Consider the following 22,318-nt stretch of genomic DNA (forward strand, 5'->3'; position numbering starts at 1 on the left):
ATTCAATCAGCCTTATCAGCAGTGCGAGCAAGAGGTTTACGACGGGAAACCGGCGATACGTGGGCCGAACCGTTGTTCAGGGCCATCATCAACGCCGGTACCCAGCGGCCGAGCAGACCGAACAGGTCACCCGCACCCACCTGACGGTTGGCGGTTTTCAACACGCGACCCAGGCAAGCATCGTCGTCACGGTTGGACGGCGAGGCATTGAGCATGTCACGCAAAGACTGTTCGAACGGATCGTGCATATAGACCTCTCGCAAGTGATTTAAAAGACGAGGGTAAAATTCTTGAGGTCACATAGGCCCCTTCCTACGTTCAGCTCATATTCAGCTCAAACCCAGCGCAATCGTCGAAAAAGCCACCACTGGCCGAGCGCAACCGAGGCCATCAACAGGCACGCAATCATGAATCCATAGGGGCTGGCGGAGAACGGAATCCCCCCCACATTTATACCCAGCAGACCGGTGAGAAAACTCATCGGCAGGAAGATCCCGGTAATGATCCCGAAGCGGTACATGGTGCGGTTCATACGCACGCTCAAGCGCCGATCTTCGGCCTCAAGCACAAGCCCCACGCGCTCTCGGGTCAATTCGAGCTCTTCCAGATAACGGGTCAGGCTGTTGTTCAATTCGTTCCAGTAGTCGGCATCGTCGTCACAGAACCACGGTAATTTGATGCGTGTGAGCTGGGCAAAAATATCCCGCTGCGGCGCGAGGAATCGCTTCAGCCCGGCCGCTCTCCGGCGGATCTGCAAAATGCTGCCATGTTCCGGGGTATACCGTTCGTCGGTATCGAGTTTTTCTTCCTCGGCGTCGACGACTTCCGACAGGTCGGCGACCAAATCCTGCACTTTATGGGTCAGGTACTGCGCCATATAAAGGATGAGTTCCGAAGCGGTTCTAGGCCCCTTACCGTCCGCCAATTGCACCAGCAGCTCATCAGTGGCGCGCAACGGGCGCAATCGCAGGGAAATCACACGGCTGGCCGCTGCGAAAATACGCACCGAAACCATATCTTCCGGTTCTGCGCCCGGGTTGAGGTTGACCCCACGCAGGAACAACAGCAATTCCGAGTCCGGCAGCGGCAACAGACGCGGCCGGGTATTTTCCTCCAGCAACAGGTCACAGGCGAACTCACTCAACCCACTGGATTTACGCAACCAGGTCTGGGTTTGCGGGTGGCTGCGATCCCAATGCAGCCAGAGGCTTTCCTGGGGCTGCAGTTGCAAATCATCGAGCTCAGTCCGGGCAATCGAACGCGCACCGCCTTTACCGTCCAGCACCAGGGCATGCACCAGCCCCCATTGCGCGTTTTCTTCCTCGAACATCCTCACTCCTGTCTTATTCAGGCATTTTCAGCGGGCTGGGTGAAACGATCACGCCGTTGTTATCGGCGTATACGTATTCACCCGGGCGAAACGTCACGCCTGCAAACGTGACCACTACGTTCAGGTCACCGATACCGCGCTTGTCAGTCTTCATCGGATGGCTGGCCAGCGCCTGAATACCCAGGTCGGTCTGGGCGATCACATCGACGTCACGGATGCAGCCGTAGATCACCAGGCCTTCCCAGCCGTTTTTCGCGGCTTTCTCGGCAATCATGTCGCCCAGCAGCGCGCGGCGCAGCGAACCACCCCCGTCGACCACCAGCACCTTGCCAGCGCCAGGCTGGTCGGCTTGTTCCTTGACCAGGGAGTTATCTTCGAAGCATTTGATGGTGACAATCTCGCCGCCAAACGAATCTCGGCCGCCGAAATTGCTGAACATCGGCTCCAGCACTTGCACCAGGTCCGGGTAGGCGTCGCACAGGTCGGGAGTCACGTAATGGTTCATTGAAAAATTCCTTTCTGTCAAAGAGGTGTCTTTCGAAAGAAGCGCCAGGCCAAGCAGGTGCGAAACATCCCATCCGCTTCGCCGCAACGCAATAGCCACTGCGCGACTGAATATGACCAGAAGCGTTTAACGCGTCATATCTTAGCCGCAACCACACACGAGTGAAACGCCCTTGGCAGAGCGCTCCTTCAAACCTCGGCCAATACCTCGGCTTGCGCGCCAGTCAAGGGTGTGAGCGGATCTTTCAGCCACTGCGCCACCAATGGCCACACTTCGACCTGCGCGGCTTTGCTGACGAGCATTTCCACATGCCCGAAATCCCCGCTGAACCCTTGTTGGCGGCCCAGGCACAAGTATTGGCGGTGCTCGGAGCCGACTTGCTCGAACAACGTGCGGCAGGCCCAGTCGGGGTCTTGATGATCCCCGGCAGCACTGACAGCCAGCAGCGGTACATCGACGCTTGCCAAGCCTTTCCACCAGTCGTGTTTACCTTCGCCAAACCGCCCGAACAGGCCATTCCAGCGCATCGCCTCGATCAACACGCCCGCAGGCTCGTCCTCCGGGCCGCGCTTGAAGCGCGAACCAGACAGCTCGCCGAAGCGTTTCAAGAGCAAGCGGCCCGTCCATTCCACCGGGGGGAGTTTCAACGGCCAGTGGGTGCGACTGACCTGACAGCCAAACAGTGCCACTGAAGCCACTGCCGGCGCGCCAAGGTGCTGCCCACCCAAGGCCGCCGCCAAGCTGGTCCCCCCCAGGGAGTGGCCGATCCAGTGTGGAATCTGCCCGCTTTGCTCACGCACAAACGCGCCAATGGCCGGTAAGTCATAGCGTGCATAGTCCGCGACGCGGTTGCGAGCATAGTGATGATTGCGCTTGGACAGGCCGTGACCGCGCATTTCCGGGATCCACACATCAAAGCCCTGGCGTGCCAGATAAGCGCCCAGGCCAATCCCCTTGGGCGAGTACCAGAAGCGCCGATTGGAAAAACTGCCATGCAACAAAATAACCGGAATGCCCCGGCTTTCCGGGACATCGGCCAAGCCCAAACGGGTAACCGCCAACTCGACGGTGCCGTCGGGGCTGTTGCCGGGTTTGAGGCGGTACACATCTTCACTCAGGTCGCCACGACGTTCAGCGCTGATCAGGGCGACGGGAAACAGGTTGCTGCTGCTTTGCATAATGCTCTTGCACAAAAAAGGGCGGCGTCCGGAAGGAGTTCCGCCCTGCACAGATAAGAATGCCGGTCACCCTCAGCGGGTGACCGGCACTTTTGACGTGACGACCTTAGGCCGGCGCTTGGCCTTCCGCCAGGAAGAACCAGGTTTCCAGCACGGAATCGGGGTTCAGCGAGACACTTTCGATGCCCTGCTCCATCAGCCATTTGGCCAGATCCGGGTGATCGGAAGGACCTTGGCCGCAGATACCGATGTACTTGCCGGCCTTGTTACAGGCCTGGATGGCGTTGGCCAACAGCTTCTTGACAGCAGGGTTACGCTCGTCGAACAGGTGAGCGATGATCCCGGAGTCGCGGTCCAGGCCCAGGGTCAGTTGGGTCAGGTCGTTGGAGCCGATGGAGAAACCGTCGAAGAATTCCAGGAATTCTTCAGCCAGGATGGCGTTGGACGGCAGTTCGCACATCATGATGACGCGCAGGCCGTTCTCGCCACGGGACAGGCCGTTTTCCGCCAGCAGGTCAACCACCTGGCTCGCTTCGCCCAAGGTGCGCACGAACGGCACCATGATCTCGACGTTGGTCAGGCCCATCTCGTTGCGCACGCGCTTGAGGGCGCGGCACTCGAGTTCGAAGCAGTCACGGAACGCTTCGCTGATGTAACGCGAGGCGCCACGGAAGCCCAACATCGGGTTTTCTTCTTCCGGCTCGTAGAGTTTGCCGCCGATCAGGTTGGCGTATTCGTTGGACTTGAAGTCCGACAGGCGCACGATGACCTTTTTCGGGTAGAACGCCGCCGCCAGGGTGCTGATGCCTTCCACCAGCTTCTCGACGTAGAAGCCCACCGGATCGTTATAGCCAGCGATGCGCTTGTCGACGCTTTCTTTAATATCCAGCGGCAGGCCGTCGTAGTTCAACAGGGCCTTGGGGTGCACGCCGATCATGCGGTTGATGATGAACTCCAGGCGGGCCAGGCCCACGCCGGCGTTCGGCAACTGCGCGAAGTCAAAGGCACGGTCCGGGTTGCCGACGTTCATCATGATCTTGAACGGCAGGTCAGGCATGGCGTCGATGGAGTTCTGCTTGATATCGAAGCCCAGTTCGCCTTCAAAGATAAAGCCGGTGTCGCCCTCGGCGCAGGAAACCGTCACGCCCTGACCGTCCTTGAGCAATTGGGTGGCGTTACCACAACCCACTACCGCAGGAATCCCCAGCTCACGAGCGATGATCGCCGCGTGGCAGGTACGCCCGCCCCGGTTGGTGACGATGGCGCTGGCGCGTTTCATCACCGGTTCCCAGTCCGGGTCGGTCATGTCGGAAACCAGTACGTCACCTGGCTGGACTTTGTCCATTTCGGACACGTCCTTGATGATCCGCACCTTGCCGGCGCCGATGCGCTGGCCGATGGCACGGCCTTCCACCAGTACGGTGCCGGTTTCTTTCAGCAGGTAGCGTTCCATGACATTGGCCGAAGTGCGGCTCTTCACGGTTTCCGGACGGGCCTGCACGATGTACAGCTTGCCGTCGTCACCGTCTTTGGCCCATTCGATGTCCATCGGGCACTTGTAGTGCTTTTCGATGATCATCGCTTGTTTAGCCAATTCGCTGACTTCAGCGTCGGTCAGGCAGAAACGCGCGCGCTCGGCCTTGTCGACATCAACGGTCTTAACCGAGCGACCGGCCTTGGCCTCGTCGCCGTAGATCATCTTGATGGCCTTGCTGCCCAGGTTGCGGCGCAAGATGGCCGGACGGCCGGCTTCAAGGGTGTGCTTGTGTACGTAGAATTCGTCTGGGTTGACCGCGCCTTGTACAACGGTTTCGCCCAGGCCGTAGGCACCGGTGATGAACACCACGTCACGGAAGCCCGATTCGGTATCCAGGGTGAACATCACACCGGCGGTGCCGGTTTCCGAGCGCACCATGCGCTGTACACCGGCGGACAAGGCCACCAGCTTGTGGTCGAAACCTTGGTGCACACGGTAGGAAATCGCGCGATCGTTAAACAGCGAGGCGAAGACTTCCTTGGCTGCGCGGATCACGTTTTCCACGCCGCGGATGTTCAGGAAGGTCTCTTGCTGGCCGGCGAAAGAGGCGTCTGGCAGGTCTTCGGCGGTGGCCGACGAGCGCACGGCGACGGCCATGTCCGGGTTGCCAGCCGACAGGGTAGCGAAGGCGACGCGGATTTCTTCGTTGAGCTTCTCGGGGAACTCGGCTTCCATAATCCACTTACGGATCTGGGCGCCAGTCTTGGCCAGGGCGTTGACGTCATCGACGTCCAGAGCGTCCAGCGCGGCGTGGATCTGAGCGTTAAGGCCGCTCAGTTCGAGGAAATCGCGGTAAGCCTGGGCCGTGGTGGCGAAACCACCGGGCACCGACACACCTGCGCCTGCAAGATTACTGATCATCTCGCCGAGGGATGCGTTCTTGCCCCCCACGTGCTCTACATCATGGACGCCGAGCTTATCGAGGGAAACTACGTACTCTACCAAGGTGATCTCTCCACTAAACTGTGTTGGAAAAGCTCAGGACGCCGGCAGCTCAGTAGGAGCATTCGCCAGCGCTTGTGGCCTGGACCTGGAAAATAAGTGAGAATGCGGCCCACTGCGGGACGGCAAAATCGCGCCTATCATATCCAAGATTCGCCATCAGCTTAAGGCCCAGGGCTCAAATGAAACGATCTGCTTTCTTTATCTCCGACGGCACCGGCATCACAGCCGAAACATTGGGTCAAAGCCTGCTCGCGCAGTTCGAAAACAATACCTTCGCCAAATTCACGCGGCCCTATATCGACAGCGTGGATAAAGCGCGGGCCATGGTACAACAAATCAATCTGGCGGCTGAAAAAGACGGCTTTCGGCCGATCATTTTTGACACCATCGTCAATCAAGACATCCGTGAGATCCTCGCAACCTCCAATGGTTTCATGATCGACATCTTCTCGACGTTCCTGGCGCCGCTGGAGCAGGAGTTGAGTGAACACTCCTCCTATTCAGTAGGAAAGTCCCATTCCATTGGTCATAACTCCAACTATATGGAGCGGATCGAGGCCGTCAACTTCGCCCTCGACAACGATGACGGCGCCCGCACTCACTATTACGACAAAGCCGACCTGATCCTGGTGGGCGTGTCGCGTTGCGGCAAGACCCCGACCTGTCTGTACATGGCTATGCAATTCGGCATTCGTGCGGCCAACTACCCGCTGACCGAAGATGACATGGAGCACTTGACGCTGCCGGCCGCCCTGCGCGCGCATTCGCACAAGCTGTTTGGCCTGACTATTGACCCGGACCGCCTCACTGCGATCCGCAATGAGCGCAAGCCCAATAGCCGCTACTCCAGTTATGCCCAGTGCGAGTTCGAGGTGCGCGAGGTAGAAAATCTGTTCCGTCGCGAGAATATTGCGCATATCAATTCCACGCATTTTTCGGTGGAAGAGATTTCGGCGAAGATTTTGGTGGAGAAAGGGGTGGAGCGTAGATTCAAATAATCGATTGACCGGACTGACGCTATCGCAGGCAAGCCAGCTCCCACATTTGACTGCATTCCAAAGTTGGAACTCGGTCAAATGTGGGAGCTGGCTTGCCTGCGAAGACCGATAACTCGGTAAGCCTGCCTACAAATGAAACCGCCCGCCCCCCTGCCCCAGCGCCGTGGCCAACGCATCAAACCCCGCCCGCAACAATTGATCATCCCCCGACGTATTACAGATACTCGCCCGAATAAACTGCGGCACTGCCGTCTGCCCCACGGCAAACGCCTCGGCCGTAGCAATCAAGTAGTTGTTCTGCCTGAGTTCCGCCTCGATTTCCGACGCACGCCACGGCTCCGGCACTTCAATCCAGAAATGCGGGCTGTTGAGGTGGGTGCGGTATTCCAGGCCCGCCAGAAGATCACGTACCAGCGCCTTACGCCGGCTGATCTCATTGATCTGCTGGCGCAACAGGTATTCCGCCGTGCCGTTTTCAATCCACTGGGTGGCCAGCTCAAGGGTGACGGGCGTGGCCATCCAGCAGGTAGAACGCAGCGCCGCCGAAATACGGCTGACCAACGCCGGCGGCGCATGCACATAGCCCACACGCAGCCCGGCCGACACCGCCTTGCTCAGGCTACTGATCAAAATCGTACGCTCGGGGGCGAAATGGCTGAGGGGCGGCGGTCGGTCTTCGACCAGCACCCCGTGGGCCTCATCCTCAAGAATCAGCAGGTTGTGTTCCCGACACACCCTGACCAAGGCTTCGCGACGCGCCACCGAGAGCACCGCGGTGGTCGGGTTCTGGATCGTCGGCGTGCAATACAGCGCTGAGACCCGGTGATTACGACAGACTTCATCCAGCGCGCTCGGCAGCACACCTTCTTCGTCCATTTCCAGGCCGATCAACCGGATACCCAGCATGCGCGCGGCGGTGATCAAGCCGGGGTAAGTCAGTTGTTCGGTGACCACCGTATCGCCGGCCCGCAACAGCGCCATCATCGAGCACAGCAAGCCATGCTGGCCGCCGTTGACGCAGATGACTTGCTCGGGGATCGGATGAAAATCACGCTGCACCAGCCACTGCGCACCGGCTTCACGGTAGCGCGGCAGGCCGGCGTCCGGGGTGTAGGCACTGATGTCCTGGAGGAACTTGGCGTTGGTCGACAGGGTTTGGAAGCTCTGGGCCAGAAACAGCGTTTCCTGCCCCGGGATGTGCATGTTGCGGCTCATGTCGAAAAACTGGCGCGGCTCTTCGCTGAAGTTGCGAAAACCTTCATCGCGCTGGCGCTCCATTCCACGCTTGCGCACGAACGTGCCGTCACCGACCCGCGCGACAACTAACCCCAGGCGTTCCAGCTCGCCGTAAGCGCGGCTGATCGTGCCGATGGTGACGCCAAGATTGTCGGAAAGCACCCGATGGGGCGGCAGTTTTCGTCCGGGTTCAATCAAGCCTTCAAGGATGCCCCGTTCCATGACATCGGACAGGCGCTTGTACTTCACGCCCTGCCCGTTGGACAACCCATCACGCATAATTGACACCATGTCAATATTTGTTTTGACAGCCATCTTTCGCCCTAATAGTGTGCTTTTACGGGTTCAATCGCCGAATTTTACAACTCATTACAAGCTCAATATAGAGTTCAATTTCGGCTCAGGGAAGCAATAAACGATGCCAATGTTCGCCGTTCTCGAAAACACTGCCAAGACAAAAACCCAAAAACAGTGGTTGGCTGGCTTGGTCACCAGCGTGATGTTCCTGATCGTGTGCCTGAGCTGGGGCACAACCTGGCTGGGGATCAAGATTGCCGTGGAGAGCGTTCCTCCACTGACCTCCGCCGGTTTGCGCTTCCTCATCGCCTTCCCGCTGTTCCTGTGTTTTGCCATGGTGCGTCGCGAGCCGATCCTGTTTCCCCGTGAGAGCCGCTGGTTCTTCGTGTTCGTGACCTTGTCCTACTTCAGCGTGCCCTACTACCTGCTCAACTACGGCGAGATGCATGTCTCATCTGGCCTCACAGCGCTGTTATTCAGCTGCATGCCGGTATTCATCCTGATTTTCTCCGCGCTGTTCCTGCGCGAACGTATCTACTTTTCCCAGGTGGTCGGCATCGGTATCGGCTTCGGCAGCCTCTACATGATCATCAAGAGCCAGGGCCTGCACCTGGACCACGCGGAGTTCTTTGGCGTCCTGGCGATCCTGACCGCCGCGATCATGCATGCCTTGTGCTACGTGATTACCAAGCAAAAAGGCAGCGCCATCAGCGTTATTACCTACAACACTTTGCCCATCGGCATTGCCGGGATGATGCTGTTCGTCGCCGGCTTGTGGTTTGAAACGCCGACATTCGAAGACATCACCCTGCGCTCCTGGAGTGCCCTGTTCTACCTGGGGCTGGTGGCTTCAGTGGGTGGGTTCATCGTGTACTTCATGCTGCTCAAGCGCTTGAGCCCGATCATCCTGTCGTTCGTGTTCATCATCTTTCCGGTGTTCGCGGTGATCATCGGTGCCTGGTACGAAGGCTTGGCGATTTCCCGCGACCTGATGCTGTATTCGGCCATTCTGCTGGCCGGCTTTGCGATTACCAAATTGCCCATCGAGAAACTCATGGCCAAGAAAAATTGACCCTCCTTTCCCATCAACATGAGCAACGCGAGAGAAACATGGACGTCCTCCGCCCAAAAGCCCTGGAACAGATTTACGCCCACGCCAGCCGCAGCTACCCCGAGGAGTGCTGTGGCTTTGTCTTCGCCGACGGCAGCGTGTACCTGGGCAGCAATATCCAGAATGAGCTGCACCGCAAAAACCCTGAGATGTACCCGCGCAGCGCGGCCAATGGCTACACGTTTTCGGTGGCCGACACCCTGCTGATGAACAAGGCGTTTCGCAGCGACAACCCGGTGGTGGTGATCTACCACTCCCATCCGGATGTGGGCGCCTATTTCAGCGACGAAGACCAGGACAAGGCACTGTTCATGGGCGAGCCGATCTACCCCGTCAGCTACCTGGTGGTAGACGTTCGCCAGGGCCAGGCCCTGGGCTCCAAGCTGTTTGCCTGGGACGGCAAGCATTTCGCCCTTAAACCTTTCAACGACCTGCACACGGAGTTGTCCATGAACGCTGTCTCTTTCCCTGACATTCTGGTTCGCGTGGCCAAGCTGCCGGAATCGACCCTCGAGGGCACCGGATCGACATTGCGCGAAGTCATTGAAAACCTCTGCAGCAGCCACCCGCAATTGCGTCCGCACCTGTTTCACGAGAAGAACAACCAGCTCAAGGAACACTTCCTGTTTACCGCTGAGGAGGCGCTGGTTGATCCCGATGAACGGCTGCCGGAAAAAGCCAGAATCGAAGTACTGCTCGCCACGTCGGGCGGCATCGACGTCGACGCTTTGAGCAACGAGGAAGTACAGCGCTATGTGCGCCACATCACCCTGCCGGGTGTCGGTCGCGAAGGTCAGTTGAACCTCAAGAAAGCCAAGGTGCTGATCATCGGCACCGGTGGCCTGGGTTCGCCGATCAGCCTGTACCTGGCAGCCGCCGGCATCGGCACCCTGGGGCTGGTGGACTTCGATGTGGTGGAAAGCAGCAACCTGCAACGCCAGATCGTCCACGGCAACAGCACGTTGGGCATGCCAAAGGTCGAATCGGCCAAGCAGCGCCTGCAAGACCTCAACAGTCATATCCAGATCAATGCCCACGACACCGCCCTGAATGCCGACAACGCCCTGGAACTGGTGGGCGCCTACGACCTGGTGATCGACGGCACCGACAATTTCGACACCCGCTATTTGGTCAACGACGCCTGCGTGCAACTCGGCAAGCCCTTGGTGTACGGCGCCATCTACCGCTTCGACGGGCAGATCAGCGTGCTCAACTACAAAGGCGGCCCATGCTACCGCTGCCTGTTCCCCAGCGCGCCGCCTGCCGAACTGGCACCCAATTGCAGCGCCGGTGGCGTGATCGGCGTACTGCCCGGCGTGGTCGGGATGATCCAGGCGACCGAGGCCATCAAGCTACTGATCGGCATTGGCGAGCCTTTGTCCGGCCGCTTGATGCGTTTCGATGCGCTGGCGATGAAGTTCAGCGAGATCCGCTTCAAGCGCCGCGCCGATTGCCCGTGCTGCTCGGAACTGCGCCACAGCCAGCCCCACACACCAGCGGTCTGCGCCGACGCCGTACCGAACAAGCCTTCACTGGCCGAAGAACGCTACATCAAGCCCCGCGTGCTCAAGCAACTGCTCGACCACCCACGCAGCGCCGACGTACTGCTGGACGTGCGTGACGCCAGCGAACTGGAAGTGTGCAAATTGCCGGGCGTGGTGCACATCCCCCTCGCCGAACTGGATGGGCACCTGGACAGCCTCAGTCGGGACAACACCCACTACCTGATCTGCTACGCCGGGACCCGGGCCGAACAAGCCGCCAGTACCTTGCTGGCAGCCGGCTTCGCTAACACCAAAGTCCTGCAAGGCGGCATGAAACACTGGGTTCGCGACGTCGAACCCGACATGCCTTTGTACTGAGCCGGGAGCTGACTGATGTTGCATAACTCCATTCTCGACGTGATCGGCCATACGCCGATCGTGCGCCTGGCGCAGTTTTCCGAAGACCTGGGCATCGAAGTGTATGCCAAGCTGGAATCCCTCAACCCGGGCGGCAGCCACAAGGCGCGCATCGCGCTGGGCATGATCCTCGACGCCGAACGCCGGGGTGTGCTGATCCGCGACTCCGGGCAAACCATCATCGAGCCCAGCGGCGGCAATACCGGCATTGGCCTGGTCATGGCCGGCAATGTGCTGGGCTACAAAGTCGTGCTGGTGATCCCCGACAACTACAGCCCCGAAAAACAGAAGTTGCTGCGTTTGTACGGGGCCAAGGTGGTGCTGTCGGACAGTCGCTTGGGTAACAATTCCCACGGCGAAAAGTGCATGGAACTGCAGCTGGAAAACCCCAGCTACGTGATGCTCAACCAGCAGCGCAACGGCGCCAACCCGCAAACCCATCGCGACACCACCGCACCGGAAATCCTCCGTGCGTTTGGTGATCTTCGTGTGGACTATTTTGTCAGCGGCATCGGCACCGGCGGGCACATCACCGGCATCGGCGAAACGCTGAAAGCCGCCTGGCCAGCCCTTCGCGTCATGGGCGTGGAACCGGAAGAATGCGACCTGCTGAAAGACCAGCATGCGCCGCACCACATCCAGGGCCTGTCGATCGGCCTGATCCCGAGCATCCTCAACCTGAAGGTGATCGACGGCATGCTCAAGGTCTCGCGCCAGGCGTGCATCGACATGATGAAACGCATCATGCGCACCGACGCCATCAGCCTGGGCCTGTCTTCCGCCGCCAACATGGTGGCCATCGCCAAGCTCGCCCCCGAACTGCCGCCCGAAACGGTGGTGTTGACCATGGTCTACGACAATGCCGACAGCTACCTGCCGAGTTTCGAATAATCGGTTTTCCAATCATTCAGAATGCGGGGGTGCCTCCATGGGCGGCTTTATCGACATGCAACAGTTGCACGATGAGTTGATCACTCACCTCATCAAGACCCTCACACCCTTGCAAATGAAACAGTTGGAACCGCATCTGGCACCGTTGATCCAGAATGCTGCCCAGGCAGTGGCCGAGGACCTGATCGCCTACGCCTACCGCGATCCTGCATCGCGTGGGCGCGGCGAGCTGATCCTGGAGTCCTACGCCTCGTTCAAGGCGGTGCTGTATTACCGCCTGGCGCACCTGGTGTGGAATTTTCCCGACCAGACCAACGGGATGTTTTCCCGCATCGCGCTCAAGCTCAGCAACCAGGGCAAAGTGCTCTCCGGTGCCGAGATCCACCCGGCAGCGCGGATCGGCCGACGCTTCGTGCTGGACCACGGCTACGGCACGGTGATCGGCGAAACCTGCGAGATCGGCAACGACTGCTACATCCTCTGCGGCGTCACCCTGGGCGCCCGTGGCATCGCCAACAACCCCGACGGCAAGCGTCACCCGCGCCTGGGCAATAACGTCGAAGTCGGCTCCGGCGCCCGCGTGCTGGGTTATGTGCTGATCGGCGACAACGTATTTATCAGCCCGTCCTGCGTGATCACACAGGACGTTCCCGCCGGCACCAAAGTGAAGGTAGTGAACCAGATCCAACTGCAAAAGAACGATGAGTCGGACCACAGCAACTACCTCGGCGCCTTCGCCCTGGATGAGCGGTTACATGTGGTTGGCGAGATCAATGTCAGCCACAAGGTGACGGTGCTGGACGCCGACTTTCACCCCTTGCAGGGCCTGATGCTGGAGCCCACGGTAAAAGAGCGTCACCACCTGCAGTTCCGGTTGCACCGGGTGGAGTCGGGCAACCAATTGCCGCGCTTGCCACTGAACCTGAAGGTCTGCGGCCCCGAATTTGAAATCACCCTGCTCTCACCTCCTGGCTTGAGTGCAATGGTGCGTTCCCTGCTGCAAGCCAGCCCACTGATCGTGCGAGGTTGAACATGTCTGTGCACACCATGGAAACCCTGGCGCTGTTCGACAGCGCGCCCTACCAGAATGCTTTCAGCGCCCGGGTGATTGCCGTCAGCGAACACGGCATTGCCCTGGAGCACACGCTGTTCTATCCCACGGGTGGCGGGCAGCCAGGCGACACCGGCCACCTCACACTGGCGGACGGTACGCGGGTCGAAGTGACGGGCACGGTGCGCGACCCGGTGCTGCGCTCGATCATCTGGCATCAGGTGGAACACTGCCCCGAGCAACTGGTTGCCGGGGTGCAGGTGGACGCCGGACTCGATTGGGATCGCCGTTACCAGCACATGAAAATGCACACCTGCCTGCACCTGTTGTGCTCGATCATCGACGCACCGGTAACGGGATGCAGCATCAGCGCGGATAAGGGCCGCCTGGATTTCGACCTGCCGGAAATGACCCTCGATAAAGACACCATCACCCGCGACCTGAATGCGCTGATTGAACAGGCTCACGCGGTCAAAACCCTGTCGATGCCGGCTTCCGAATACTCGACTCTGCTACAGATCACCCGCACACAAGCCGTGGCCCCGCCGGTGATTCAGGGCTCGGTCCGAGTGATTGAAATTGCCGGTATTGATATCCAGCCGTGTGGGGGCACCCATGTGATCAACACCGAAGAAATCGGCCGGGTGTTTTGCGAGAAGATCGAGAAGAAGAGCAAGCACAACCGCCGGGTGATCCTGCGGTTTGAGTGAACACGATTCAATGTGGGAGCGTCGAACCGCAGTTCCCACATTGACCCTGTTACGGCTTAGATCACGAACAGGTCCACAAACCGATTGACGGGAGTGGCCTCAAGTCGCGCCTGGTCCTTGCATAACGCAAAAATCTCAGCGCTGCGCTGGCCGGTAAACCGCGTCGCCAGGTTGGCCTTGAACTTGTCTTCCAGCAACGGAATGCCATCCACCCGGCGCCGACGATGACCAATCGGGTATTCAACCGCCACCTGCTCAGTGCTGCTGCCATCCGTGAAGAACACCTGAACGGCGTTGGCGATGGAACGCTTGTCGGCTTCCAGGTATTCACGGCTGTAGCGTGGGTCTTCGACGATGACCATTTTTTCCCGCAACTGATCGATGATGGGATGCGCGGCGTGGAATTCATCTTCGTACTGCTCGGCCACCAGATTGCCGAAGGCCAGCGGTACCGCAGTCATGTATTGCAGGCAATGGTCACGGTCCGCTGCATTCGCCAGTGGGCCGACCTTGGAGATAATGCGAATCGCCGACTCGTGGGTGGTAATGACGATACGCTCGATTTCATGCAGGCGATCTTTCACCCATGGATGCAAGGTCACCGCCGCTTCACAGGCCGTTTGCGCGTGGAACTCTGCAGGGAAGCTAATCTTGAACAGCACGTTCTCCATCACATAAGTGCCGTAGGGCTGGGACAGGCTGAACGCGCGTTTGTCCTCCGGCTTGAGCATCTGGTCCTTGTTGGTGTGGCTGAACAGCACGTCGTAGAACCCCCACTGCGGCGCGCTCAATACGCCGGGAATACCCATCTCGCCACGCAACGCGATATCTGCCAGCCGCACGCCCCGACTCGACGCATCCCCTGCCGCCCAGGATTTGCGCGACCCGGCGTTCGGCGCATGCCGATAAGTGCGCAACGCCTGCCCATCGACAAACGCATGCGACAACGCCGCCAGCAACTGCTCCCGGTTGGCGCCCATCAGCTTGGCGGTGACGGCCGTGGAGGCGACTTTCACCAACAGCACATGGTCTAGGCCGACGCGGTTGAACGAGTTTTCCAGGGCAATCACGCCCTGGATTTCGTGGGCCATGATCATCGCTTCCAGCACTGTGCGAACGGTCAGCGGTGCGTCGCCATGGGCCACGCGCTTTTGCGACAGGTGATCGGCGACGGCGAGGATGCCGCCGAGGTTATCCGAAGGGTGACCCCATTCGGCGGCGAGCCAGGTGTCGTTGTAGTCGAGCCAACGCACGATGCAACCGATGTCCCACGCCGCCTTGACCGGGTCCAGCCGGAACGACGTCCCCGGCACCCGCGCGCCAAACGGCACCACCGTGCCCTCGACGATCGGCCCCAGGTGCTTGGTGCACTCGGGGAAACGCAGGGCCAGCAGGCCGCAACCGAGGGTATCCATCAAGCAATGACGGGCGGTGTCCAATGCGTCCTGCGAGTCGATCCGGCAGTTGAGGACGTAGTCGGCGATGTCCTGCAGGACCTGGTCGTAGTCGGGGCGGTTGTTCTGGTCGACGTTGGCGCTCATGGCAGTACTCCAAAAAATGGGTGGGGGGTAGTCCTCGGGTCACGGTTGATCGGGTTACGGCAGGTCTGGCGCCTGCCTATATGCGAAATGCACCACTAAACCATGTGGGAGCGGTGCAGGCAGTTAGAAAGAATCGCCGGGCACGCGGACGAAACCTTCCATCAAGACGCGTGCGCTGCGGCTCATGATGGCTTTCTTAACAATCCATTCGCCATTCACTTGAGTGGCTTCGGCCCCAACACGCAAGGTGCCGGACGGATGCCCAAACCGCACGGCGTTACGCTCGATACCACCGGCTGCGAGGTTGACCAAGGTCCCGGAAATGGCCGCTGCAGTGCCAATCGCCACTGCCGCCGTGCCCATCATCGCGTGGTGCAGCTTGCCCATGGACAGCGCGCGCACCAGCAAGTCCACATCGTCGGCCTTGATCGCCTTTCCGCTGGAAGCCACGTAATCCGAAGGCTTGGCCACAAACGCCACCTTCGGCGTGTGCTGGCGCTGCGCGGCTTCGTCCAGGTGTTTGATCAGGCCCATGCGCAACGCGCCGTAGCCCCGCACGGTTTCGAACATGGCCAACGCTTTCGGATCGCTGTTGATTGCGCCTTGCAGCTCGGTACCGGTGTAGCCGAGGTCTTCAGCGTTGATGAAAATCGTCGGGATGCCGGCATTGATCAGCGTCGCCTTGAAGGTGCCGACACCGGGGACTTCCAGGTCATCTACCAGGTTGCCAGTGGGGAACATCGAGCCACCACCGCCCTCTTCTTCCGCCGCGGGGTCCATGAACTCCAACTGCACTTCGGCTGCCGGGAAGGTCACGCCGTCCAGTTCGAAATCGCCGGTTTCCTGCACCGCGCCGTCCGTGATCGGTACATGGGCGATGATGGTCTTGCCGATATTCGCCTGCCACACGCGCACCACGGCCACGCCGTTACGGGGCACGCGGGCGGGGTCAACCAAGCCGGCGCTGATGGCGAAGGCGCCGACCGCCGCCGACAGGTTGCCGCAGTTGCCGCTCCAATCGACGAAGGGTTTGTCGATGGAGACCTGGCCAAACAGGTAGTCCACGTCATGCTCGGCGCGGGTGCTTTTGGCCAGGATTACGGTTTTGCTGGTGCTCGACGTGGCACCGCCCATACCGTCGATCTGCTTGTCATACGGGTCGGGGCTGCCGATCACCCGCAGCAACAGGGCATCCCGTGCGGCGCCCGGTACTTGCGCCGCTTCGGGCAGGTCCTGGAGGCTGAAAAATACACCCTTGCTGGTGCCGCCACGCATGTAGGTGGCGGGGATCTTGATTTGCGCTACGTGTGCCATGGTTCCCCCTCAGGCAGTCGCCGCCGATTCCAGGAAGTCCTGGGCAAAACGCTGCAACACGCCGCCCGCCTCGTAGATCGACACTTCTTCGGCGGTGTCCAGGCGGCAGGTCACCGGCACTTCGACACGTTCGCCATTCTTGCGGTTGATCACCAATGTCAGCGTGGCACGCGGGGTGCGCGCACCAACAACGTCATAGGTCTCGCTGCCATCGATCTTCAGCGTATGGCGATCCGTGCCCGGCAGGAACTCCAGCGGCAACACGCCCATGCCCACCAGGTTAGTGCGGTGGATACGCTCGAAGCCTTCGGCGGCAATCGCTTCCACACCGGCCAGTCGCACGCCTTTGGCCGCCCAGTCGCGGGACGAGCCCTGGCCGTAGTCGGCGCCGGCGATGATGATCAGCGGCTGCTTGCGTTCCATGTAGGTTTCGATGGCTTCCCACATCCGCGTGACCTGGCCTTCCGGCTCGATCCGCGCCAGGGAACCCTGCTTGACCTTGCCGTTTTCAACGACCATTTCGTTGAACAGTTTCGGGTTGGCAAAGGTCGCGCGTTGCGCTGTCAGGTGGTCGCCGCGATGCGTGGCGTAGGAGTTGAAGTCGACTTCCGGCAAGCCCATTTTCGCGAGGTATTCGCCGGCGGCGCTGTCGAGCATGATCGCGTTGGACGGCGACAGGTGGTCAGTGGTGATGTTGTCCGGCAGCACCGCCAGCGGGCGCATGCCCTTGAGCGGGCGGGCGCCGGCCAGTGCGCCTTCCCAATACGGCGGGCGGCGGATGTAGGTGCTTTGTGGGCGCCAATCGTACAACGGCGCGACTTTCGGGCCGGTGTCTTCGTGGATCGCGAACATCGGAATGTAGACCTTGCGGAACTGCTCCGGCTTGACCGAGGCCTTGACCACCGCGTCGATCTCTTCGTCGCTCGGCCAGATGTCCTGCAGGCGGATTTCCTTGCCGTTGGCGTCGAGACCGAGCACGTCTTTTTCGATGTCGAAACGAATAGTGCCGGCAATCGCGTAAGCCACTACCAGCGGCGGCGAGGCCAGGAAAGCTTGCTTGGCGTACGGGTGAATACGCCCGTCGAAGTTGCGGTTGCCCGAGAGCACGGCGGTCGCGTACAGGTCGCGGTCGATGATTTCCTGCTGGATCACCGGGTCGAGTGCGCCGGACATACCGTTGCAGGTGGTGCAGGCGAAGGCCACGACACCAAAACCAAGCTGCTCCAATTCAGTGGTCAAGCCGGCTTCGTCGAGGTACATGGCCACGGTTTTCGAACCAGGAGCCAGGGACGATTTGACCCACGGTTTGCGCACCAGCCCCAGTTTGTTGGCGTTGCGCGCCAAGAGGCCTGCGGCGATGACGTTGCGCGGGTTGCTGGTGTTGGTGCAACTGGTGATAGCGGCGATGATTACCGCGCCGTCGGGCATTTGCCCCGGCACTTCGTCCCACTGGCCAGAGATGCCTTTGGCCGCCAGGTCACGGGTAGCGACGCGCGCGTGCGGGTTGCTCGGGCCGGCCATGTTGCGCACGACGCTGGACAGGTCGAAGGTGAGACCACGCTCGTATTGCGCGCCTTTGAGGTCATCGGCCCACAGGCCAGTGTGGCGGGCGTATTGCTCAACCAAGGTGACTTGTTCGTCTTCGCGACCGGTGAGCTTGAGGTACGCGATGGTCTGCTGATCGATATAGAACATCGCCGCCGTAGCGCCGTATTCCGGGGCCATGTTGGAGATGGTCGCACGGTCGCCCAAGGTGAGATTTGAGGCACCCTCGCCGAAGAACTCCAGCCAGGCGCCGACCACTTTTTGCTTGCGCAGGAACTCGGTCAGCGCCAGCACCATATCGGTGGCGGTGATGCCAGGTTGCAGCTTGCCGGTGAGCTCCACGCCAACACTTTCCGGCAGGCGCATCCACGAGGCGCGGCCAAGCATCACGCTTTCAGCTTCGAGACCACCGACGCCGATGGCGATTACGCCCAACGCGTCTACGTGTGGCGTGTGGCTGTCGGTGCCGACGCACGTGTCGGGGAACGCAACGCCGTCACGCACCTGAATCACCGGGGACATTTTCTCCAGGTTGATCTGGTGCATGATGCCGTTGCCCGGCGGGATCACATCGACGTTCTTGAACGCCTTCTTGGTCCACTCGATAAAGTGGAAACGGTCTTCGTTGCGACGGTCTTCGATGGCGCGGTTTTTCTCGAACGCGTCCGGGTCAGAACCACCGGCTTCGACGGCCAGGGAATGGTCGACGATCAATTGGGTCGGCACCACCGGATTGACCTGCGCCGGGTCACCGCCTTGCAGGGCGATAGCATCGCGCAGGCCAGCGAGGTCGACCAAGGCGGTCTGGCCGAGAATGTCGTGGCACACCACACGCGCCGGGAACCACGGGAAGTCGAGGTCGCGCTTGCGTTCGATCAGTTGGCTCAGGGACGCGTTGAGGGTGGCCGGGTCGCAACGACGCACGAGGTTTTCTGCGAGGACGCGGGAGGTGTAGGGCAAGGTGGCGTAGGCGCCGGGGGTGATTGCCTCGACAGCCGCACGGGCGTCGAAGAAATCCAGGCGGCTGCCGGGGAGTGGTTTGCGAAATTCAGTGTTCATCGTCAGGACTCGGTCACGGTAGTTAGGCGGCACGAACCTGCTGCAGGGGTCTGGATGAACTCGGTCCCTGTGAGAGCCGGGCTTGCCCGCGATGACTGACTGTCATTCAACACATGTGTCGACAGTAATACCGCTATCGCGGGCAAGCCCGGCTCCCACATTGACCCGGTTCCAACCATGAAAACCGGTGCCTCAGGTTCATCCCATTCAGCGACGTTCGATTGGCACGAACTTGCGCTGCTCAACGCCGGTGTATTCGGCGCTTGGACGGATGATGCGGTTGTTGGCGCGCTGCTCGAAGACATGCGCGGCCCAGCCAGTCAGGCGCGAGCACACGAAGATCGGGGTGAACAGCTTGGTCGGGATGCCCATGAAGTGATACGCCGAGGCATGGTAGAAATCGGCGTTGGGAAACAGCTTCTTCTGTTCCCACATGGTTTTGTCGATGGCTTCGGAGACCGGGAACAACACCTTGTCCCCTACCTCGTCAGCGAGTTTTTTCGACCAGCCCTTGATCACTTCATTGCGCGGGTCGTTGTCTTTGTAGATCGCGTGGCCGAAGCCCATGATCTTGTCCTTGCGCGCCAGCATGCCGAGGGTGCCTTCGACGGCTTCTTCAGCCGACGAGAACCGCTCGATCATCTCCATCGCCGCTTCGTTGGCGCCGCCATGCAGAGGACCGCGCAGGGAACCGATGGCGGCGGTGACGCAGGAATAGAGGTCGGACAGGGTCGACGCACACACCCGTGCGGTGAAGGTCGAAGCGTTGAATTCGTGCTCGGCGTAGAGAATCAGCGACACGTTCATGACCTTCTCGTGCAACTCGCTCGGCTTTTCGCCGTGCAACAGGTGCAGGAAGTGGCCGCCGATGGTCGGCTCGTCGGTCACGCAGTCGATACGCTTGCCGTCGTGGCTGAAGCGATACCAGTAGCACATGATCGCCGGGAAGGCCGCCAGCAGACGATCGGTAACGTCGCGCTGCACGCTGAAGTCTTTCTCTGGCTCGATATTGCCGAGGAACGAGCAACCGGTGCGCATCACGTCCATCGGGTGGGCGTCGGCGGGGATGCGTTCCAGTACTTCCTTCAATGCGTGCGGCAGGTCGCGCAGCTTGCTCAGCTTGGCACTGTAGGCGGCCAGTTCGGTCTTTGTCGGCAGCTCGCCATACAGCAGCAGGTAGGCGACTTCTTCAAACTGCGCATCGGCGGCCAGTTCACGCACGTCGTAGCCGCGATAGGTCAGGCCGGCGCCGGCTTGGCCGACGGTGGACAGTGCGGTCTGCCCGGCCACCTGGCCACGCAGGCCGGCGCCACTGAGTACTTTTGCTTCAGCCATGTTCTTTCTCCAATCTTGAATTTATTAGGGAGGCCGTTCGTTACTTCTTGGCTGCGAACAGCGCGTCGAGCTTCTGCTCGAAGGTGTGGTAGTCGATGCGATCGTAAAGCTCCATGCGGGTTTGCATGGTGTCGATCACGTTCTGCTGGGTGCCGTCGCGACGGATCGCGGTGTAGACGTTTTCGGCGGCCTTGTTCATGGCGCGGAAGGCCGAGAGCGGGTACAGCACGATGGAAACATCGGCAGATTTCAACTGTTCGGTGGTGTACAGCGGCGTGGCGCCGAATTCGGTGATGTTGGCCAGGATCGGGACCTTTACCTTTGACGCGAAGAGCTTGTACATCTCCAATTCGGTAATGGCCTCCGGAAACACCATGTCGGCGCCGGCTTCGATGCAGGCGGCGGCGCGTTCCAGGGCGGATTCCAATCCCTCGACGGCCAGGGCATCGGTGCGCGCCATGATCACGAAGCTGTCATCGGTGCGCGCATCCACGGCGGCCTTGATGCGGTCGACCATTTCCTGCTGGGACACGATTTCTTTGTTCGGGCGATGGCCGCAGCGCTTGGCGCCGACCTGGTCTTCGATATGGATGGCAGCCGCGCCAAACTTGATCATCGACTTGACGGTACGCGCCACGTTGAACGCCGAGGAGCCGAAACCGGTGTCCACGTCCACCAGCAGCGGCAGGTCGCACACATCGGTGATGCGGCGTACGTCGGTGAGTACGTCATCCAGGCCGGTGATGCCCAGGTCCGGCACGCCGAGGGAGCCGGCAGCCACCCCGCCACCCGACAGGTAGATCGCCTTGAAACCGGCACGCTTGGCCAGCAGCGCGTGATTGGCGTTGATCGCACCGACCACCTGCAAGGGGTGCTCACTGGCGACGGCGTCACGGAAACGCTGGCCGGGGGTGCTTTTATTGTTAGAACTCATGACTCACCTCTATCAGTAGCACCGCCTGGGAAGTGACGGGCAATGTTGCGTTTGGAAGCGCCGATATGCCGGCGCATCAACAGTTCGGCCAGTTCACCGTCGCGATCGGCAATCGCGTCAAGAATGCGGTGGTGCTCGGCAAAGGCCTGGCGTGGACGATTGGGGGTGGCGGAAAACTGGATGCGGTACATGCGCACCAGTTGGTACAGCTCGCCGCAGAGCATTTGGGTCAGGGTGCGGTTGCCGGCGCCTTGAATGATCCGGTAATGAAAATCGAAGTCGCCTTCCTGCTGGTAATAGCCGAGGCCGGCCTGGAAGGCTTCATCGCGCTCGTGGGTGTGCAGCACCTGGCGCAGCTCTTCGATTTCCGCATCGGTCATGCGCTCGGCGGCCAGGCGACAGGCCATGCCTTCGAGGGATTCGCGGATTTCATAGAGTTCGATCAGCTCGGCATGGCTCAACGACACCACCCGCGCGCCGACGTGGGGCACACGCACCAGCAGGCGCTGGCCTTCCAGGCGGTGGATCGCCTCGCGCAGCGGACCTCGGCTGATGCCGTAGGTGCGTGCCAGTTCCGGCTCGGAGATCTTGCTGCCGGGGGCGATCTCACCCTTGACGATGGCGGCCTGGATACGCCGGAAGACGTTCTCGGACATGGTCTGGGAATCGTCTTGCGCCACTACTGGGGATTCCAGCTGATCCAGCATATTGTCGACACCTTTAAAAGCAATGCCGCAAAAACTAGCCAATCAGACCAAGATAGTCAAAGAATAAATCAACATTGTCGACAATCGTCTAATAACCGCTGCTGAACTCGTGCAGGGCATGGCCGCCTGCCAGCGCTGGCGCCAAAAAAGCATCATGTTAGAATGCTCGCCGTATTTGCCTGACATCACTAGA

18 protein-coding genes are annotated in these 22,318 nt (G+C 60.3%); 6 read left to right on the top strand and 12 right to left on the bottom strand.

All coding sequences use genetic code 11. The features are described from left to right. Positions 1-2: 2 nt before the first annotated feature. The 5 genes from HU722_RS21760 to ppsA form a co-directional block, all read right to left on the bottom strand. On the bottom strand, positions 3-248 hold the full coding sequence (locus HU722_RS21760) for a hypothetical protein (protein ID WP_025854229.1): 246 nt from the start codon (positions 246-248) through the stop codon (positions 3-5). An 86-nt stretch (positions 249-334) separates the two neighbouring features. Beyond that, positions 335-1,330, bottom strand: coding sequence for a divalent cation transporter CmaX (gene cmaX, locus HU722_RS21765; RefSeq protein ID WP_065873889.1), 996 nt, complete (start codon positions 1,328-1,330; stop codon positions 335-337). A gap of 13 nt (positions 1,331-1,343) precedes the next feature. Further along, on the bottom strand, positions 1,344-1,835 hold the full coding sequence (gene rraA, locus HU722_RS21770) for a ribonuclease E activity regulator RraA (RefSeq protein WP_065873890.1): 492 nt from the start codon (positions 1,833-1,835) through the stop codon (positions 1,344-1,346). Positions 1,836-2,023: 188 nt separating this feature from the next. Continuing rightward, positions 2,024-3,013, bottom strand: a complete 990-nt coding sequence (locus HU722_RS21775) for an alpha/beta fold hydrolase (protein WP_065873891.1) — start codon at positions 3,011-3,013, stop codon at positions 2,024-2,026. A gap of 106 nt (positions 3,014-3,119) precedes the next feature. Then, positions 3,120-5,495 carry a phosphoenolpyruvate synthase gene (ppsA, locus tag HU722_RS21780; RefSeq protein WP_065873892.1) on the bottom strand — a complete coding sequence of 792 codons (2,376 nt, stop codon included), beginning with the start codon at positions 5,493-5,495 and terminating at the stop codon, positions 3,120-3,122. A 179-nt stretch (positions 5,496-5,674) separates the two neighbouring features. On the opposite strand from ppsA, the gene ppsR reads away from it, so the two are divergent. Further along, positions 5,675-6,493: a posphoenolpyruvate synthetase regulatory kinase/phosphorylase PpsR gene (ppsR, locus tag HU722_RS21785; RefSeq protein WP_027603681.1), complete on the top strand. Its 819-nt coding sequence runs from the start codon at positions 5,675-5,677 to the stop codon at positions 6,491-6,493. Between the two features lie 126 nt (positions 6,494-6,619). Here ppsR and HU722_RS21790 read toward each other — a convergent pair whose 3' ends face one another. Then, on the bottom strand, positions 6,620-8,044 hold the full coding sequence (locus HU722_RS21790; RefSeq protein ID WP_065873893.1) for an aminotransferase-like domain-containing protein: 1,425 nt from the start codon (positions 8,042-8,044) through the stop codon (positions 6,620-6,622). Positions 8,045-8,204: 160 nt separating this feature from the next. Between HU722_RS21790 and HU722_RS21795 the strand changes: the two genes are divergently transcribed. From HU722_RS21795 to HU722_RS21815, 5 genes are read left to right on the top strand one after another with little or no spacing between them, the layout of a single operon-like run. After that, positions 8,205-9,098, top strand: a complete 894-nt coding sequence (locus HU722_RS21795) for a DMT family transporter (RefSeq protein WP_175403055.1) — start codon at positions 8,205-8,207, stop codon at positions 9,096-9,098. A 38-nt stretch (positions 9,099-9,136) separates the two neighbouring features. Further along, entirely contained in the window at positions 9,137-10,999 is a 1,863-nt protein-coding gene (gene moeB, locus HU722_RS21800) for a molybdopterin-synthase adenylyltransferase MoeB (protein ID WP_065873895.1), read from the top strand. 15 nt (positions 11,000-11,014) lie between these two features. Next, positions 11,015-11,929 (top strand): PLP-dependent cysteine synthase family protein, encoded by a 915-nt coding sequence (locus tag HU722_RS21805; protein ID WP_065873896.1) that lies wholly within the window; start codon positions 11,015-11,017, stop codon positions 11,927-11,929. A gap of 37 nt (positions 11,930-11,966) precedes the next feature. Further along, positions 11,967-12,959, top strand: coding sequence for a serine O-acetyltransferase (locus HU722_RS21810; RefSeq protein ID WP_065873897.1), 993 nt, complete (start codon positions 11,967-11,969; stop codon positions 12,957-12,959). Positions 12,960-12,961: 2 nt separating this feature from the next. Beyond that, a complete protein-coding gene (locus HU722_RS21815; protein ID WP_065873898.1) occupies positions 12,962-13,690 on the top strand; it encodes an alanyl-tRNA editing protein in 729 nt (242 codons plus the stop codon). A gap of 56 nt (positions 13,691-13,746) precedes the next feature. Here the strand turns inward: HU722_RS21815 and prpD are convergent, their stop codons facing one another. The 6 genes from prpD to HU722_RS21845 all read right to left on the bottom strand — a co-directional run bounded on the left by prpD (position 13,747) and on the right by HU722_RS21845 (position 22,125). Continuing rightward, a complete protein-coding gene (prpD, locus tag HU722_RS21820; RefSeq protein WP_065889824.1) occupies positions 13,747-15,231 on the bottom strand; it encodes a 2-methylcitrate dehydratase in 1,485 nt (494 codons plus the stop codon). A gap of 123 nt (positions 15,232-15,354) precedes the next feature. Next, positions 15,355-16,545: a 2-methylaconitate cis-trans isomerase PrpF gene (gene prpF / locus HU722_RS21825; protein WP_065873900.1), complete on the bottom strand. Its 1,191-nt coding sequence runs from the start codon at positions 16,543-16,545 to the stop codon at positions 15,355-15,357. A 9-nt stretch (positions 16,546-16,554) separates the two neighbouring features. Then, positions 16,555-19,149: a Fe/S-dependent 2-methylisocitrate dehydratase AcnD gene (gene acnD, locus HU722_RS21830; protein ID WP_065873901.1), complete on the bottom strand. Its 2,595-nt coding sequence runs from the start codon at positions 19,147-19,149 to the stop codon at positions 16,555-16,557. Between the two features lie 207 nt (positions 19,150-19,356). Continuing rightward, positions 19,357-20,484, bottom strand: a complete 1,128-nt coding sequence (gene prpC / locus HU722_RS21835) for a bifunctional 2-methylcitrate synthase/citrate synthase (RefSeq protein WP_065873902.1) — start codon at positions 20,482-20,484, stop codon at positions 19,357-19,359. Between the two features lie 40 nt (positions 20,485-20,524). Further along, positions 20,525-21,418: a methylisocitrate lyase gene (gene prpB, locus HU722_RS21840; RefSeq protein ID WP_065873903.1), complete on the bottom strand. Its 894-nt coding sequence runs from the start codon at positions 21,416-21,418 to the stop codon at positions 20,525-20,527. Continuing rightward, positions 21,415-22,125: a GntR family transcriptional regulator gene (locus HU722_RS21845; RefSeq protein ID WP_065873904.1), complete on the bottom strand. Its 711-nt coding sequence runs from the start codon at positions 22,123-22,125 to the stop codon at positions 21,415-21,417. Before HU722_RS21845 ends, prpB begins: the two co-directional genes overlap by 4 nt. Positions 22,126-22,318 lie beyond the last annotated feature (193 nt).

The sequence above is a fragment of the Pseudomonas tritici genome (assembly GCF_014268275.3).
Taxonomy (GTDB): domain Bacteria; phylum Pseudomonadota; class Gammaproteobacteria; order Pseudomonadales; family Pseudomonadaceae; genus Aquipseudomonas; species Aquipseudomonas tritici.